The sequence below is a fragment of the Photorhabdus temperata genome, assembly GCF_025384845.1.
GTDB lineage: Bacteria > Pseudomonadota > Gammaproteobacteria > Enterobacterales > Enterobacteriaceae > Photorhabdus > Photorhabdus temperata.
Genome location: NZ_JAJAFX010000022.1, coordinates 51,266 through 69,107 on the forward strand (window position 1 = coordinate 51,266; position 17,842 = coordinate 69,107).

Sequence of the window (17,842 nt, forward strand, 5' to 3'; positions counted from 1 at the left end):
ATAACGTTATCCACGCTCACCAATTGGCGTAAATACCCGATTTTCCGGCCCGGTATAATTGGCCGAAGGGCGGATAATTTTGTTATCAATACGTTGTTCAATGATGTGAGCAGCCCATCCCGATGTGCGAGCAATCACAAACAACGGTGTAAACATCGCCGTCGGTACGCCCATCATGTGATAGGAAACCGCAGAAAACCAATCAAGGTTCGGGAACATTTTTTTATTAGCCCACATCACAGATTCCAGTCGATCCGCAATATCAAACATTTTGGTTGTTCCGGCCTCTTTGGAAAGTTGCAGAGCCACATTTTTAATCACTTCGTGACGGGGATCTGAAATGGTGTAAACCGGATGACCAAAGCCGATAATGACTTCTTTCCTTGCCAGACGCTCAAGGATATCTGCCTCTGCTTCGTCAGGATTTTCATAACGCTGTTGAATTTCAAAAGAGACTTCGTTTGCTCCACCGTGTTTTGGCCCTCTCAGTGCACCAATCGCCCCGATAATGGCGGAGTAGATATCCGTGCCGGTTCCTGCGATAACCCGGCTGGTAAATGTCGAGGCGTTAAACTCATGTTCGGCATAAAGGATAAGGGATATGTGCATAGCTTCTTCCCATGATTCACTGGGTTTTTTACCATGCAGGAGATGAAGAAAATGCCCGCCTATCGACTCATCATCGGTTTCTACCTCAATACAGCGTCCGTTGTGGCTATAGTGATACCAGTAGAGCAACATGGAGCTAAGAGAGGCCAGTAATTTGTCAGCAATATCACGCGCACCCGCAAGATTGTGATCGTCTTTCTCAGGCAATGTGCAGCCAAGAACAGATACACCTGTACGCATGACATCCATCGGATGAGCGGCGGCGGGCAATGTTTCCAGTGCTGCCTTGACGCTACCCGGCAGACCTCGCAGTGCTTTTAATTTCGCTTTATAGGCGGCGAGTTCAGCACGGGAAGGCAATTTTTCGTGGATCAACAGGTACGCGACTTCTTCAAATTCACACTGGGTTGCAAGATCGAGAATATCGTAGCCACGGTAATGCAGATCGTTACCGGTTTTTCCAACTGTACAGAGTGCAGTATTACCCGCACTGATCCCCGAAAGGGCAACAGATTTTTTAGGCTTGAAAGCAGTTGACTCAGTAATCGTGTTCTGTTCGCTCATTGGTCTCACCTCTACTGTTTTTTATGCCATATAACGTGATGAAATTGGGTGGAACTGTCCGTCATTGAGATTTTTTCTGGGAGAAAAGCGCATCCAGTTTTTGTTCAAAATCGTAGTAGTTGATACTTTCGTATAGCTCGTTGCGAGTCTGCATCATGCTGATCACATTTTTCTGTGTCCCTTCGCGGCGAAGTGTAGTGTAAACCTGCTCGGCTGCCTTATTCATTGCTCGGAAAGCAGAAAGCGGGTAAAGCGCAATGGAAACATCCACACTTTTCAACTCTTCGGTAGTAAACAGTGGCGTCGCACCAAATTCAGTGATGTTGGCGAGTATTGGTACCCCGGTTGTTGACGCAAATGTTTTATACATGCGCAATTCCGTGATCGCCTCGGGAAACAGCATGTCTGCCCCAGCTTCGATATAGGCTTTAGCCCTGTCAAGAGCCGCTTCCAAACCTTCAACAGCCAAGGCATCAGTGCGGGCCATAATGACGAAATTCTTATCAATACGGGCATCGACTGCGGCCTTAATGCGATCAACCATTTCCTCTTTGGACACAATTTCTTTATTCGGGCGATGACCACAACGCTTCGCACCGATCTGATCCTCAATATGCAACCCCGCAGCGCCGGCTTTAATCATTGAGCGCACGGTGCGGGCCACATTAAAGGCAGAAGAACCAAAACCGATATCAGCATCCACGAGCAATGGCAAATCACAGACGTCCGTGATACGGCGGATATCTGTCAGCACATCGTCCAGCGTTGAAATCCCCAGATCAGGCATACCCAATGAACCCGCCGATACACCGCCGCCAGAAAGATAAATGGCTTTATAGCCCGCCCGTTTCGCCAGCAACGCATGGTTGGCATTGATGGCGCCAACGACCTGTAATGGAGATTCAGCTTCTATAGCCTGACGAAATGCCAAACCGGCAGAGGAAAACGGCATACATAACCTCATTGTTATTAGAATGAAATACATTTGTTATAAAGCAATGTGTGTGCCAACCAAGTAAAGAATGGCTAATAAATTTAAAAATAAAGATAAGATTGAAATTAACATATTGTTTTTAAATAAAAAACAACATTAAGCACATTGGTTAATCTTGTAGGAAAGCATCATTGATACAAAAATGTTCTTGTTTCATAATGAATCAATTTTGTTTCACAAAATATAATTGAAACATTTTTGAAACATAGAATTGTTCTGGTGGGAAAAATAAAAACAGCACACAAAATATTAGGAGACCGGAATGGCAGAAACATCATCAGCAGGGCGTGATAACAGCGACAAACCGATCATTTGGACGGTATCCATTTCCCGCCTTTTTGATCTATTCCGTGACATCACGCCGGAGTTCGATCATCAGGCGAATATCACGCCCATCCAACTTGGCTTTGAAAATGCGGTTCAGCATATTCGTAAACGGCTGACAATCGAACGTTGTGATGCAGTGATCTGTGCCGGCTCTAATGGCGCCTATCTGAAAAGCCGTTTATCAGTGCCTGTTATCATTGCAGAGGCCAGCGGATTTGATTTTATGCAGGCACTGGCCCGTGCACGACAAATCAGTTCCCGCATTGGTGTTATCGCCTATCAGAATACATTGCCTGTGCTGGAAGAATTTCAGCAACGGTTCAACTTGCGTATTGAGCAGCGCAGCTACATCACGGAAGAAGATGCTCGGACTCAGATCAATGCATTAAAAGCTATCGGTATTAAAGTCATTGTTGGTGCCGGGTTGATTACCGATCTCGCCTATGAGGCTGAACTTGTCGGCGTCTTTGTCTATTCTGCGGATTCTATTCGCCGGGCATTCCATGATGCACTGGATATCGCCAGAATGACCAAGTTTAGTCAGGCTTCAATTTCGGCTTATCCAATACAGGAAACCCTGCGCACCCGCCACACCCTCAATGATATCCGGGGAAATTCAGCCGTGATGGAGCACGTGCGCAACACCATCATGTTATATGCCCGCTCGCCTGCCACGGTTCTGATACAGGGGGAAAGCGGTACAGGGAAAGAGCTGGTGGCACAAGCTATTCACCATGAATATGCTCTCCGGTATGGTCCGGTTGCAGGTAAACATCAGCGCCCGTTTGTTGCCGTTAACTGTGGCGCCATTGCTGAATCCCTGCTGGAAGCTGAATTGTTTGGTTATGAGGAAGGGGCTTTCACCGGCTCACAGCGTGGAGGACGGGCAGGTCTTTTTGAAGTTGCCCATCGGGGCACACTATTTCTGGATGAAATTGGTGAAATGCCACTGCCTCTTCAGACGCGGTTATTGAGAGTGCTGGAAGAAAAATCTGTCGTCAGAGTGGGAGGACATCGCCCTATTGCTATTGATGTTCGGATCATTTGCGCCACACATTGCGATTTGGATACCTGGGTTCAGGAAAGGCGTTTTCGGACTGATCTATTCTATCGCCTGAGTGTATTGAGGATCAATATTCCCGCTCTCAGAGAAAGGGGCAACGATATTGGTACATTGGCGCTGGAATATTTGCGACGGGCGTTTGCCGCATTGAATTTGCCGGTATCGCAGTCAAGAGTACAAGAGCTTTCTGCTTGTCAGGAGGCATTGCAAACCTATCATTGGCCCGGTAATGTCCGGGAACTGCGTAATCTTATGGAGCGAATTGCGTTATACCTCAGCGCCCATACTGAGCATATATTGACACCTGAATTGATATTGGCTCTTTCACCGGAGCGCCAACCTGCACTTAAGCTGATAGAAAAAAGTACAAGGCCCTCTCTGGCGCTGCAATCTTCACTTGTTACCCCACCTTCAGCTCATGAAACCCTGAAACGGTTTTCCGGCAATCGCCATGCGGCTGCGGAATATCTGGGGATCAGCCGTACTACGTTGTGGCGACGATTGAAACAGGAAATGGCCGGGAATTAATGGTGATGCAAAACGAGAACTCAACATTTTTATCAAAACGCTATTTATAATATGCTTCTGCTATCCCTGACTGTTGTCTATTGAGTCGGCAGATCAAAGCAAATCTTATAGTTTGAATAACATCAGGGAATCGGGTTGTTTGAGGAGAGTTACCCATCGTAAAGTAACGAGACACCTATCATCATTACAGTTGGGATAGCCAATTCATCTAATTACGGAGCTAACAAAGCATGTCCCCAATATCGTTTTACATCGCGATTGTCATCGCACTCATGTCAATCTTTACGCTTATATTCCTCGCTAGGAAGTTAAAAACTATAAGACAAAGACTTTCTGCAAAAGATGCCATTATTGAAGAATATAAAATCCGCTTCAGTGACTACTTTGATGTTGATGAGGAGTGCAAAAAACTCATTTCCGATACCGAGAATGAGAGAAATCGCATTGAATTTGACGCAACTCAACGTCTAGCCAAGATCAATGATGATGTTTTTAAGGCTGAACACACCAAATCTGAAATTGAGACTGATATTCAGTCAATTCGCGATAGTTACCGCAGCAAGAAAGAAATCTATGACAACCTGGTGCGTCAGTTAGCTATCTATAATGAAGATTTTGAACTTGCTGAATTGGGTTTTTATCAACCCCATTTTGACTTCGATGCGAGTGAGAAATTTAAAGAAAAAATTCTCGACAATCGAGACAAACAAAAAAATATACTAAAAAACAAGGGGATATCCAGTGCAATTTATTGTTCAACTGAATGGACCGTTGGCGGTTCACGGGCAGAAGGTAAGAAGCTAGCTACCCGCGCAATAAATATTACAGCCCGTGCCTTCAACAATGAATGTGATGCAGCGATTGCCAACTGTACTTGGAAAAATGCTACAGCAATGGAGGAGCGTATACGTAAAGCTTTTGATGCTATTAACAAGTTGAACGAAACCAACCAGGTCCACATCAGCCGTAACTACTTGGCTCTCAAACTGGAAGAACTTCGCCTGACACATGAATTCCGTCAGAAAAAACAGCAGGAAAAAGAAGAGCAACGTGAATTACGTGCTCAAATGGCTGAAGAAAAGCGGGTTCAAATGGAGATCGAACGCGCGATTCGGGAAGCAGAGGCGGAGGAAGAGCGATACGAACGAGCGCTCGATAAAGCGCGTAAAGATCTGGCTAAAGCCAGCACTGAACAGCGAGCCAAATACGAAGAGCAAATTTCTAAATTGGAGGCCGAAATTAAAGAGGCAGAAGAAAAAGGTCAAAGGGCACTCTCAATGGCACAACAAACTCGCCGAGGTCACGTATATATCATATCTAACATAGGTTCTTTTGGTGAGGATGTTTATAAAATAGGTATGACTCGTCGCTTAGACCCACAAGATCGTATTGATGAATTGGGTAGTGCTTCAGTGCCATTCTTATTTGATATCCACGCAATGATTCGTTCTGAGGATGCTCCTACCCTAGAAAAAGCGTTGCATGATCGCTTTGATAGCCACCGCGTTAACGCTGTTAACCGCCGCAAAGAATTTTTCAATGCAAGCCTGAATGAGATCAAAGCTGCCGTGACAGAATTTGCTGGCAACGATGTAGATTTCGTCGAAACTGCTGTAGCTAAAGATTACTACGAAACAAAAGTAATGCGTGAACAAGAATTGATAAAATCTGGATCACAGGATGGTAAGAAAGTGACTAACACTAAAATCCCTGAATTCGCAGATGCTATCTGATCCATACTATTAAGAACCATGCTGGTGGTTCTAACCTCTTTATCAACGATAGAAACACCAGCTTGAACGCTACCTTAGATATAAAACCCAGAAACGGCAGTCAAATCTAATAATATGTGAGTAGACCTAATTGAGGCTGATTGAGGGACTGGAAGTCACTCTCAGTTATCTCAATGATATCGGGAAGCATAGCATCTATTTTTTCATGTGCGTCAGGTACAATGACAGCTATGATTTGAAATGTATCCGATCGCTCCCAATGCCTAGCATAAACAAGATAGTTATTGCTTACGCGCAGACTGCCTTATGTCCGAGCTCCAGAAGCCTTCTCCAGGTGCCTTTATGTGAATCTTGAGGATTCCTGATGATTGGGCATTTTGGTTTCTTTCAAAACCGCCATTTCTTCCTAACCTTCCCGAAACGGATCCTCCGTTTAGATAAAGCGACAGTTCCCTTGCATATCCTTGAATTGTTGTATTAGAGGCTAATGACGCGTGAATAGTGACGTTTGCCATTAACGCCACCCCGATGTTTTAATCCTAAGTAGTCTCCTAGACGCTGATAATGCCATAGCAAAACTTTCTTCAGTGCCTTCAACGCTGCTTTCAACCGTCGGGATCGGAGATGTGAATTGTTCAGCAATCAAAGCAATATTGAGATACGCATTTCTCAAGTTAGATACAGCTCTAATAGACTCAGATTTATTAGTCTGTATCGAAGAGAAGTATGGTTTCCATGATGGCGATGTTTCAACCAGAGAGAAAACCACTTTCAGGGTTTCAATATGTGATGAAAGAACTTCTGCTCTATCTCTAAGTTCATTAGGGAAGTCAAGATTTATGGCAAAACCGTTATCTCTGGTTTCATCATACTCGTTAAGAGAATTAATTATCTCATTACACTCATAAAGCTTTCTATTTACGCTGTTGATAGCAATAGTGACTTTATCAAATGAATGCCTCACTTCATCCGGATTTACAAGCGCACCAGAAGATACTAGCTCTCCATTCATCTGAACCAGTGGTGATACTATCTGTTGAGCAACCCGCGAAATAGAACCTATATCCGTGGCTGCCAACGCAAGAGTTTCGATACCAGTAATCATTTTCATACACCTCATTCTATATGTAAGGCAGATCCCGTTCCGCTGTGTAGCTTATAAGCTCATTACATCTCAACCCAAACATTCTATCAAGCCTTACGGAATCTTTCATAGCTCAACAAGGCTAATAAACTAAATAACCTGAGCTTCATATGTGGTTTTCCCCTATATTGCAAGAAAGTTTTTCAGAGGAGAGATTTCGGATAAGCCGGTAGCAATCAGAGCAGTCGTGGCGGTAACAAAGCAGCAAAAGCCTCTGATATATAAGACCATTTTAGTGATTCAGCGAATATGCAGGCTGTAACGTGAGTGAACGTTGAGCAGGCCTCGAAAAACGCAATGTGGAGGCTGACCCACCAAAATATCGGGGAAAGTTGCCAGTTGGATGCGTTAGAAGCGCACATTCGGTTCAATGAGCTGTATATGGAAACGGGATCAGGGTTAGGACAGTAAGGCACCGTCAATCGAGCTCGCGTTTGTTTCACAATTACATTCTGACAGGAAAAAGACTCAATAAATCCTACTCCAACTACAGAAATCACTAAATAAATCAGCTACAGTATATCCAGCTTATTTGCCGTGGCATTCAGGGAATAGCCTGTTACTGAATTACCTATTATTGATGGAATTCGGTTAAGTCATTCAGCAATGAAATATTGTGAAAAACCTGATTTTTTTAAACTAAAAATCTGGTATATTTCTGCACTTATTAGTCGAATCCGTCCTTTGTGAATAACGATACATTTGGAATGATATTATGAAAAGATATTTAAGAGCATCGGTTTGTTTAACAGATACTGAACAAAATGTTCTTTTTTTGTGCAAATGATGATGATTACTGGATCTTACCTGGTGGCGGAGTGGAAGATGGTGAGTCATATATTGAAGCTGCATCCAGGGAGTTAAAAGAAGAGCTTGGGCTTGATATGAAAACAGAACAGTTTGAATTTCATCAGGTAATAGAAAATTTTTATGAAAATAAAGGTGTCCCTATTCATGAAATAAACTTCATATTTAAAACTAATGTTGAAAAAGATATTTCATTTTATTTAGAGCACGGAATAAGAAGAAAATTAATTTGGCTGCCAATAACAGAACTCCATACGTTGAAAATAATGCCAAATATAGTTATTGACGCAATATTGGGAAAAACAACGAACTACGTTGTGTCTTTTAACTAACAATTTCTGAAGGAATAAGAAATGATTTTATATTACGGCCTGACATTGCTAATAAACAGAATTAAAAAATCAAGACTGTAATTTGTATCGTCACAATGACAATAGTATTTATCATAAATTATTGAATTATAAGGATAAAAAAATAGATTCCACTCTTTGTAAAAAATCACTGCTATACTTTTCTCGAATATAGTTTAAGGCTATCTCCTTACCCAGTCTCTTAATCAGAAAATCTGATTAAGAGACTGTACTGAGCGAAAGTTTATGGCAGATTTTACTAACAGATAAGTAGCTGATGTACTAACAATATTAATTAACTATTTCTCTGAATATGATTTTACAGCAGATTTCAACGCCTCAATATCTGAAGAACAGAGATATGATTTTAAAGCATTAAATTTCTTTTCTGACCAATCATATATTTTTAACCTAAGCAGCTCATTTATAATATGTGGTTCAAATCGGTATTTAACTAATTTCGCAGGCGTTCCAGCCACAATACTGTATGGCGCAACATCTTTAGTGACGACGCTATTAGCAGCGATTATAGCACCTTCACCAATGGTGACACCTGGCATAATCATTGAACGCATACCAAGCCACACACCATCATGAATATGCGTGTCACCTGTGCCTGCATAGGCCTCTTCGATGAATTCCATGAATGGATATAAACAGAACCAATCTGCTCTGTGCGTATTGTTTCCACCCATAAGAATGATGGTTTCAGCAGCTATGCAAACATAATCGCCAATATACAATTTATCAATTGGCCACTTAGACTCCCATTGAAGACTGACTTTATCACCATACAAATAGCGAACGACAGACTCTTCAAAACCACCACTCCAGCAATCACTATAGTAGCTATGGGTTCCTTTGATGATAATATTTTGATTGGTGACAATTTCATGTAAAAATTGAGTTTTTGACCAATGTTTTTCTTTCATGGTAAACAACCTCTATTGATTATTTCTTTACCATAGAATGCTTTCCATGGTGATGTATCCGCATTCAAAAACACATCACTTCTAGCTGATTCGAGGTTGATTTAATAATAGGATTTTTTTCATATTAGACAACATGTTTTCAATGTGAACGAGGTGAAGGACATAGAACAAAATACTTGATATATTAAATTTATTCTATTTTTGATTCTATACATATTTCTATATACATTGTTTTTTGCTAAAAAACCTCAAAAATATCGTTTTGCTGTTGTTATATTTTTCAATATGTGATTTATATCTCATATTTTCACAGTAAGGTTAGTGTGCTATGTGCTAATCGTTCCAGGTAATACATAACCTCATTTATTCCTATGGCATTTTAAATGAAAAAAACCGTGAAGTTAAAAAAATGGTCGAATTAAGCAGCCATTTTAATCTCAGGGCTTTGTATAAACATTTATTATTTTTACGAAAAATATCACAAATTAAAGCGGATTATTATTGCGGTTTATTGCGAACCCTGCGCTCAATAAGTTGACCGCGTTTATCAAAATAAGGACTAGGCCAGATTTCAGAGGGATGGATTTCAAGATAATTAACCCGAATTCTGTTTAAGCCGTTACTGAAAAATCGTCTTCCGAATAGAAAACTTTCAGTGATGGCTTCTTCCATTTAAGGCAATAAGTAATCAAACCGCCTAAAACGGTCAACATAATGACCAAACGAGGATAGCTGAGCAAGGTGGGAAAATCGTTGTGGTGATATTTCCAAATATGTTCTAGATAAAAATTTTTAAAATCCCGGTAATGTGACAGATGAAAAAGGATCAAAATGGTCATGATTTCACTGGGATACATGTGCCCCTGTCGGCGGTGTAAACGATGCCGCTATCGGTTTTTGGTGTGCACCAAGACTTTGCTCCTGGAACAGGCTTCTCGTCAATTTCTTATCCAGAATTCGGGTTAATTACAGTCTGTTGTTGTGTCCAAATCTATTGAAACACATCAATTTGTAAGCCGAGGAAAGGTAAGATAATGATACAAATGGAAGAGGGAGAAATAGCGCACCAACCATCTAAACACCAAGGTGTCTAGATGGCCGGTAAGTAGTTTATGATAGCTAGAGTAGCAGATCGACTGTTGTGTATTAGCTTACACCTATATTTGCCCACCTACACCTTTAAACTTTTCAACAAATGCAGCAATTTTCTGGAAAACGGTCTGTTTTTTCGTTCTGTATTCCGGGTTAAGTGGACTTAATTTTGGTAGTGTTGAATTTAGCTCTGTGCCGTTTTCACTTGCATATTCTCGTTTTAACGATGCTGCAATATAACGCTTAGCCGCATCTTCATTTAATTTCTCCGAGCTAATTAACTCTTCTGCTTCACGTTTTTGTTCAGCTTGAGCAAATTTGAAAAATTCATCAATAATACTGGCCTTGTCGATAATTTCGTCCAAGTTAGTTTGATTAATGAAATCAACAATTAGACTTTCTTTTGCTCGATTGCCAAGGCTGGAACGAATTAAACGGCGAACTTCATCAATTAACTCTGCCTTATTTTTATTCTTTTTATTGTTTTCAAAAATCAACTCAAGAATGTAATCTAAATTAATTTCCTGCGATTTGAGCAAGTCCACTTCAAAGACGACATCATCCCAGTCAATAGTAGATTTGTCTTTCTCGTTAGACGACTTTTCACGGCGTAACCAATCACGCGTATCATTATAGGTTGAGCGATAATCTTGAATAGTACGCTCAGTTGGCATCTCAATCGCTTGCATCGTGGCGATATCTTCATCACTCAGGTAATATTTAGCTTTAAATGTCTCAACAGCCTCCGGATTACTAATATCTACATGCTGTAGAGCCTTTAATCCTGCAAATTCATCGTAGTTTTGCAGTACATTCTCCGCACGCAAATATTCACCAAATAATTTGGCAAAGTCCTTTTTATCTTGCTCTTTAACAATATCATCAGGATTAGGGAAGCGTCTTTGTAGTTCAGCCACTACGTCCAAAAATCCACGGCATGCTTCGCCAGTGATTAAATCGGTAAAGCCTTCCATGTATTCTTTATAGCTTTTTTCCAGCACTATGTTTTTGGTGTTTTTATCACCAAATAAAGTGATGGCCTCAACCGTAGCCTGTTCTAAATCACGGAAGGTTACGATATTTCCAAAGGTCTTAGTGGCATCATAAATACGGTTAGTGCGCGAAAAAGCTTGCATTAGACCATGGTAACGCAGATTTTTATCGACAAACAAGGTATTCAATGTCGGCGCATCAAATCCTGTTAAGAACATGCCAACAACAATCAGTAAATCTACTTCTTGATTTTTCACTCGCTGAGCAAGATCTTTATAGTAGTTTTGGAAACCTTTACTATCCACACCAAAATTCATTTTGAACGCTGCATTATAATCATCAATAGCTGCGCTTAAAAATTCTTTGGCGCTGCTATCCATTGCGGAGAGCTCAAAACTTTCATCAATAATCTCACCAATAGCATCTTGCTCTTCATTAGCGGCGAAAGAGAAGATGGTGGCAACATTAAGCGGTTTTCTGCTCGTTTTATTTTCATCAGCCTCTTTTTGTAAATTCTTAAACGCTTCATAATAAGCTTTGGCAGCATCCACACTACTGACAGCAAACATAGCATTAAAACCCTTGCCTCCGGCCTGGAGACGATGTGTTTTTTGCCTGAAATTGTTTAAAATATACTGAGAAATTTCACGAATACGAACGGGGTGTAAAAAAGCTTGCTTGTTTTCTGCCGCTGTTAATTTTTTCTCGTCTTGTTCTGTTTCAATGGACTTAAACTGTGGTCTTACATCGTTATAATCAACTTTAAACTTCAATACTTTTTCATCACGAATAGCATCGGTAATCACATACGAATGTAATTCTCGGCCAAATACACTACTGGTGGTGTCTGCTCCTAAAGCATTTTGCGGGAAAATTGGCGTGCCCGTAAAACCAAATTGATAATACTTTTTAAATTTCTTCTTTAGGTTTTTTTGTGCTTCACCAAACTGGCTGCGGTGTGCCTCATCAAAAATAAACACTACTTGCTTATTGTATATTAGTAAATCGCTTTCACTTTTTATTAAGTTATTAAGTTTTTGAATGGTAGTAACAATAATTTTATTGTCATCTTTTTCAATATTCCGTTTTAGCCCTGCGGTACTCTCCGAACCATTAACGCTTTCAGGTGAAAAACGTTGATATTCTTTCATGGTCTGGTAATCCAGATCTTTACGATCGACCACAAAAAACACCTTATCGATGAAATCCAGCTCAGTAGCCAAACGCGCCGCTTTGAAACTGGTTAAAGTTTTACCCGACCCCGTGGTATGCCAAATGTAGCCACCACTTTCAGTATTACTCCAATTCTTAGCCTGATACGCACTTTTAATTTTCCACAAAATACGCTCAGTAGCCGCTATTTGATAGGGACGCATCACTAACAAAGTATTGCTAACATCAAATACGGAATAATGAATTAACACATTCAGCAAGGTATTTTTCTGAAAAAACGTGGCTGTGAAATCTTTTAAATCTTTAATCAGTGTATTATCAGACTTGGCCCAATTCATGGTGAAATCAAAGCTGTTTTTATCACGCTTAGTCGTATTAGCAAAATAGCGCGTGTCTGTACCGTTTGAAATCACAAAAAGCTGTAAGTATTTAAACAATGAGTTTTCTGTATTAAAGCTTTCTTTACTATAACGGTGTACTTGGTTAAAAGCTTCGCGAATAGCAACTCCACGCTTTTTAAGCTCAACCTGCACCAATGGCAAGCCATTAACCAAAATGGTCACATCGTATCGATTCGCTTGCACCCCTGTTTGCTTGAATTGCTTAATAACTTGTACTTTATTACGGGCAATGTTTTTCTTATCCACGAGATAGATGTTCTCGATATGTCCATCATCAAAAACAAAATCGTGGATATAATCGTTATGAATCTTACGAGTTTTGTCTATGCTGTTATCGCTGGGCTTATCTAAGTATTGCTCAGCAAAGCGTTGCCACTCACTTTCTGAAAAATTAACATTATTCAGTACCTGTAATTGCTCCCGCACATTAGCCAGCATGTTTTGGGGCGTGTTTAAACCAGTAACATATTCATAACCTTGGTTGATTAAATCGTCGATCAATTCCCGTTCTAAATCACCTTCGCTTTGGTAGGTTTCATTTAGCTGCAATTCCTTAGTGTATTTATCAAGTACGATAAAGTTATTTGATTCAGCAACAGTTTTGTATTCGTGCATACTTCACCTATAAATTAGATTCACTCTAGTCTTCTGCTTGTTGGAAGCGGTACATAGTGTTAATTTCATTAACCAGATAGCGCAAAACACGCTTGTCATCTTCCGTAAGCTCAGAGACCTCTTCACCTGCATGTTTTGAATGACTAGAGATATTAATAATTCTGGCTTCATAAGGATTGGGCCTGCCATCATCAGTTTTTGGCAATAAATCACCCCACTTTTTATAGCCAAGAAAAGTAGAGGTTTTTTCTAATATATTTCTTAAAAAGTTGAAGTGATACTTGCTCAATTGACCGTTTTCGATGGCTTTTTCGAGTTCTGACTTCAGGTAAAGATGATATGAGAATGGTGAGTCATTAGGTTGGATTGCTAACTGATATGTGCCATCTTCATGCTTTGTCAGCCTGTATTTCTCAAACCATTTCTTTTTATAACTTTTATCATCACTACTTAGCTCATTGTGTAGCACATTATAGAAAAGAGGATTATGCGTCGTGATGATGAATTTAACGCTAGACTCGTTAGATTTAATCAGTTGAGCAAGATGTACTGCCAACTCAATCAAATGGTTTTCATCTAACGAGCTCACAGGATCATCAATAAAGACGTATTGTAATTGATTAAACTGATCTGTTTCTCGCTCACTGGATTCAGCAACATTCAGCACGCTGATTATTTGCTCAATCAATGTGTAAAATATGCTCCAGATAAAGTTGCTTTCTTCACCTTTTGATATTTTAACATTTTCAGTTCGTGCTTCATTGCCACGTTCGAAAGAAAACGTGACCTCCGAACCATTTTCGCTAAAATGTGGAGTTAATTTTTCATCAGTATAGCGTTGAAAGTTAGCAATGATATTCCGATCTTGCCCTTGGTCTTTCAGCACCCAATCTGTAAATGAATTCGGCTGGATTTTGAGTTTAGGCTCGGTATTCTCAGATAAGTCGTTATCCCAGTAAAACAAGTCTTCGGTAAAGGCGTTGTAATACAAAAAATTAGTACGCGTCAATGATAGTTCTTCATTGTTGCCACCTTCATCATTATCATTTTTAGTAGCAACAAGCTGTTTAAATTCCCGCGAAAGCCGGGTTTTACCCGTACCATTAAAGGCATAGATCAACTGCACTTTCTTGTTGGCATCTTTTAGCTGCTGTGCTATTTCCGTTAGCGTTTTGCTCATATTACGCCTCTACCTCTGGCTTAGGAAAATTCAACAGCAAATTGCGATAATGCTCATATTGTTTTTGGCGCAGTTCAATTTCTCGCGGCAGACCCTCACTGATGGAGCTGGTTAAGGCGTCGAATTTATCTAGGATGGAGACGATGCGTTCTTGTTCGGCAAGTGATTTGACAGGATCTTCCGGATAAGGAATGGGAATTAGATAATTCTTGATAATTCCTGCATTTAGATCAGAACGAGCGCCCTGCCCAAGTGTTTTAAGTTTATCGTATTCATTGCACACCCAATGAAATACATATCTGTAATTTGCACATTCTGGATTAATTTCTAAATTACAACAGTGCTGATTGGTAGTAAGCGGAATTTTGTTTATGGCAGAGCGTGCGGCAGTAGCTCCTGAAATTGCCACTATTACACAATTAGCTGGAATCCATTTTGCTGATGAGTTTTTTACAGCAAGCTCAGTAATTTTTATATCTGTATCAAGGATTTCGTTGAAGCAAACTTCTTGCGTACGCAACCAAGGGATATCGCCATCATAAAAATCTTCCCTAGTTGATAAAGGAGTTCCACCAGAAGAAACTTTTGTCGATATATCTCTCAAAGTCTTCCATTCCACCTCACCTTCTTCAAAACTTAACAACTGGTCGCGATAATAGTTGTACTGCTTTTTACGGGCGGTAAACTCAGCTGTAAGCTCAGCTGTAAGCTCAGCGGTAAGCTCGGTAAAGGCGTCCAAAATGCGGACGATTTCCTCTTGGATATGAAATGGCGGTATGGGGATTTGAAATTTATCAGTATCAGGTGTTGCAATTTGTGGCATTTGCATTTTACTGCCAAGACTCTGAAAATGGGGCTCATTCAATTTTAGTATGTAGTAAACATACTTGATGTTGATTTCGTCATTTTTTGAATAATATGACCACATTTCATTCTTATGAGTAAATGGTTTGTCATAGTACTCAAATTCAATAACGCCTCGAGATTTGACGATAATGGAAGGTTCTCTATTTATATTTTTTGCAGGTATGTCTTCAAAATTTACAAATGCAATAGTCCTTCCACCAGCAAAAACCTTCAATGGAGCTCCATCTTTATGCAACTCTTTCATCTGACCAGCGGTAATCTTTGTTCCTTTGGTACGGACAAGCACTTGTCCCAACGGCTCCCATTTTATTTCTGCACCATCAAGCAATTTTTCCATAAAGCTCATGTTGCTCATCCCTCATTCTCCGTGTCTTCAATCTCAGCAATAATGGCATCAATATCCGCTCGCAGCTGGTCGATTTTTTTAACAGTGATCTTTAATTCGGCATTGAGTTTTTTAATATCAATCTCTTCACGATTGTTTTTGGCTTCTACATAACTACTTACCGACAGGTTGTAATCGTTAGCGGCGATGGCTTCAAAACTGACTGATTTTGCCAAATGTTCAATATCAGCTTTGCTATCAAACACCTGCATAATTTGTTCGATATGATTGTCGGTAAGTATGTTGTTATTGGTTTCTTTTTTAAACAGAGTGCTTGCATCAATAAACTGAGTAGTGGTGTCGGTTTTGTGTTTAGACAGCACCAGAATATTTACAGCAATGGTCGTGCCAAAAAACAGGTTAGGCGCTAATGAGATCACGGTTTCAACATAGTTGTTATCTACCAGATATTGGCGGATCTTTTGCTCAGCTCCACCACGGTAAAAAATACCCGGGAAGCAAACAATTGCCGCGCGGCCTTTGCTGGATAAGTAACTCAATGCGTGCAGTACAAAGGCAAAGTCGGCTTTGGACTTCGGCGCTAATACGCCAGCGGGAGCAAAGCGGTCATCGTTGATCAGTGTTGGATCATCACTGCCAATCCATTTCACCGAATACGGTGGATTAGAGACGATGGCATCGAACGGTTTGTCATCACCAAAATGCGGTTCGGTTAAGGTGTTGCCCAACATAATATTAAACTTGTCGTAGTTAATGTTGTGCAAAAACATATTCATACGCGCAAGGTTATAGGTGGTATGGTTAATCTCCTGACCAAAGAAACCGTCTTCAATAATGTGGGCATCGAAGTGTTTTTTGGCTTGTAATAGCAGTGAACCCGAACCAGCGGCTGGATCATATATTTTATTCACGCTGGTTTGCCCGTGCATGGCGAGCTGAGCGATTAGCCTAGAAACGTGTTGTGGTGTAAAAAATTCACCGCCTGATTTACCTGCATTAGCAGCGTAGTTAGAGATTAAAAACTCGTAAGCATCACCAAACAGATCAATCTTGTTATTTTCAAACTGACCAAATTGAAGCCCTGCCACGCCTTTTAATACGGCGGCTAAGCGGGTGTTTTTGTCTTTAACGGTATTACCTAAACGGTTATTGGTGGTGTCAAAATCGGCAAAAAGACCCTTAATCTCAGCTTCAGATGGGTAGCCTCTGGCTGAGCTTTCAATAGCGACGAAAATGGAATTTAAGTCTTTGTTTAAATTGTCATTTTTATTAGCACTTGCGGCAATATTAACAAACAGCTGGCTTGGGTAAATAAAATAGCCTTTGGTTTTAATAGCATCATCTTTAATATCGTCAGTGATAATATCATCTGAAAGCTCGGCATAGTTGATACTCTCATCACCGCCTTCAATGTAGTTTGCAAAGTTTTCACTTATAAAGCGATAAAACAGCGTACCTAGTACATACTGTTTGAAATCCCAGCCATCAACTGAACCTCTCACATCGTTGGCAATTTGCCAGATTTGACGCTGTAATTCGGCGCGTTGTTGGGTACTTGTCATTGCGAAACTCCACTTTTAATACGTTTTTGAATGGCCATCGGCCCATAATCATCCCAGTATTATAACGAGTAAAGACGTTCTAATCATTTTGAATCGCTACAAGTTTAGTAGTCATCTCTGGATCATTTTGGACTGTGCTTCCAACCTGATAGGCAATCCTGTTCTTGCTGGTTATACTCTGTCAGTGCGCCCGGCATATCCATGCCAAAACGGGTTACGGAAATGGGCTTATTCAGGTTATTTCCTTTCATATAGGCAAGGTAGGCATGATAAAGGTATTTTCGGGGATTGAACGGCATAATTTCTGCATTGCCGATTAACAGACCGTCAGCTTCACCGGATGCAATCAGATAGCCGCAGAAATCGACCAGTGGATCAGTACCGCGCTTGATATCCAGTGCTTCCTCTGATTTCTGTTGCTCTGCCAATAAAAGCTTTGCTGCTTGTGGATCAGCAAAACGATAAGGCCGCTACCATTTCCCGTTTTAAATCGCGATCTCTGATTGGACGCCAGACAATACCGTCATAGTGATGAGCTGTTTCCGAAGCATCATAACACGCT

General features: G+C 40.6%; 13 protein-coding genes and 3 pseudogenes. 3 read left to right on the plus strand and 13 right to left on the minus strand.

The genetic code is table 11. The annotated features are described in order from the left end of the window. Positions 1 to 6: 6 nt before the first annotated feature. Positions 7 to 1,173 (minus strand): bifunctional 2-methylcitrate synthase/citrate synthase, encoded by a 1,167-nt coding sequence (gene prpC / locus LGZ99_RS10425; RefSeq protein ID WP_262979099.1) that lies wholly within the window; start codon positions 1,171 to 1,173, stop codon positions 7 to 9. A 61-nt stretch (positions 1,174 to 1,234) separates the two neighbouring features. After that, on the minus strand, positions 1,235 to 2,125 hold the full coding sequence (gene prpB, locus LGZ99_RS10430; protein ID WP_036839409.1) for a methylisocitrate lyase: 891 nt from the start codon (positions 2,123 to 2,125) through the stop codon (positions 1,235 to 1,237). A gap of 304 nt (positions 2,126 to 2,429) precedes the next feature. Here prpB and prpR point away from each other — a divergent pair, with 304 nt between their 5' ends. Next, complete coding sequence (gene prpR / locus LGZ99_RS10435; RefSeq protein WP_036839410.1) at positions 2,430 to 4,085, plus strand: propionate catabolism operon regulatory protein PrpR; 1,656 nt, start codon at positions 2,430 to 2,432, stop codon at positions 4,083 to 4,085. 230 nt (positions 4,086 to 4,315) lie between these two features. Then, positions 4,316 to 5,818 (plus strand): SNIPE associated domain-containing protein, encoded by a 1,503-nt coding sequence (locus LGZ99_RS10440; protein WP_023044727.1) that lies wholly within the window; start codon positions 4,316 to 4,318, stop codon positions 5,816 to 5,818. A gap of 106 nt (positions 5,819 to 5,924) precedes the next feature. On the opposite strand, the gene LGZ99_RS10445 is transcribed toward LGZ99_RS10440, so the two are convergent. The 3 genes from LGZ99_RS10445 to LGZ99_RS10455 are packed head-to-tail and all read right to left on the minus strand — an operon-like array spanning position 5,925 to position 6,923. Then, positions 5,925 to 6,116 (minus strand): type II toxin-antitoxin system YafO family toxin, encoded by a 192-nt coding sequence (locus LGZ99_RS10445; RefSeq protein WP_152552747.1) that lies wholly within the window; start codon positions 6,114 to 6,116, stop codon positions 5,925 to 5,927. Then, the gene (locus LGZ99_RS10450) at positions 6,100 to 6,333 is read right to left on the minus strand and encodes a hypothetical protein (RefSeq protein ID WP_051769493.1); all 234 of its coding nucleotides are present in this window, start codon (positions 6,331 to 6,333) and stop codon (positions 6,100 to 6,102) included. The genes LGZ99_RS10445 and LGZ99_RS10450 overlap by 17 nt, the downstream gene beginning before the upstream one ends. Continuing rightward, the gene (locus tag LGZ99_RS10455; protein WP_023044728.1) at positions 6,333 to 6,923 is read right to left on the minus strand and encodes a hypothetical protein; all 591 of its coding nucleotides are present in this window, start codon (positions 6,921 to 6,923) and stop codon (positions 6,333 to 6,335) included. The genes LGZ99_RS10450 and LGZ99_RS10455 overlap by 1 nt, the downstream gene beginning before the upstream one ends. Before the next feature lie 803 nt (positions 6,924 to 7,726). On the opposite strand from LGZ99_RS10455, the gene LGZ99_RS10460 reads away from it, so the two are divergent. Further along, positions 7,727 to 8,101 (plus strand): NUDIX domain-containing protein, encoded by a 375-nt coding sequence (locus tag LGZ99_RS10460; RefSeq protein WP_390894009.1) that lies wholly within the window; start codon positions 7,727 to 7,729, stop codon positions 8,099 to 8,101. 317 nt (positions 8,102 to 8,418) lie between these two features. On the opposite strand, the gene LGZ99_RS10465 is transcribed toward LGZ99_RS10460, so the two are convergent. From LGZ99_RS10465 to LGZ99_RS10500, 8 genes and pseudogenes are all read right to left on the minus strand, one after another. Then, on the minus strand, positions 8,419 to 9,051 hold the full coding sequence (locus LGZ99_RS10465) for a CatB-related O-acetyltransferase (RefSeq protein WP_036839411.1): 633 nt from the start codon (positions 9,049 to 9,051) through the stop codon (positions 8,419 to 8,421). A 498-nt stretch (positions 9,052 to 9,549) separates the two neighbouring features. Then, a pseudogene (locus LGZ99_RS10470) lies at positions 9,550 to 9,657 on the minus strand (helix-turn-helix domain-containing protein); the annotation flags it as partial. A gap of 110 nt (positions 9,658 to 9,767) precedes the next feature. Then, a pseudogene (locus tag LGZ99_RS10475) lies at positions 9,768 to 9,935 on the minus strand (IS982 family transposase); the annotation flags it as partial. A 273-nt stretch (positions 9,936 to 10,208) separates the two neighbouring features. Then, on the minus strand, positions 10,209 to 13,325 hold the full coding sequence (locus tag LGZ99_RS10480) for a type I restriction endonuclease subunit R (RefSeq protein ID WP_262979100.1): 3,117 nt from the start codon (positions 13,323 to 13,325) through the stop codon (positions 10,209 to 10,211). A gap of 25 nt (positions 13,326 to 13,350) precedes the next feature. Further along, the gene (locus LGZ99_RS10485; RefSeq protein WP_036839421.1) at positions 13,351 to 14,505 is read right to left on the minus strand and encodes an AAA family ATPase; all 1,155 of its coding nucleotides are present in this window, start codon (positions 14,503 to 14,505) and stop codon (positions 13,351 to 13,353) included. A gap of 1 nt (position 14,506) precedes the next feature. Beyond that, positions 14,507 to 15,727: a restriction endonuclease subunit S gene (locus LGZ99_RS10490; protein ID WP_200875289.1), complete on the minus strand. Its 1,221-nt coding sequence runs from the start codon at positions 15,725 to 15,727 to the stop codon at positions 14,507 to 14,509. Then, positions 15,724 to 17,280, minus strand: coding sequence for a type I restriction-modification system subunit M (locus tag LGZ99_RS10495; RefSeq protein WP_262979101.1), 1,557 nt, complete (start codon positions 17,278 to 17,280; stop codon positions 15,724 to 15,726). The genes LGZ99_RS10490 and LGZ99_RS10495 overlap by 4 nt, the downstream gene beginning before the upstream one ends. 164 nt (positions 17,281 to 17,444) lie before the next feature. Beyond that, a pseudogene (locus tag LGZ99_RS10500) lies at positions 17,445 to 17,741 on the minus strand (primase-like DNA-binding domain-containing protein); the annotation flags it as partial. Between the last annotated feature and the right edge of the window lie 101 nt (positions 17,742 to 17,842).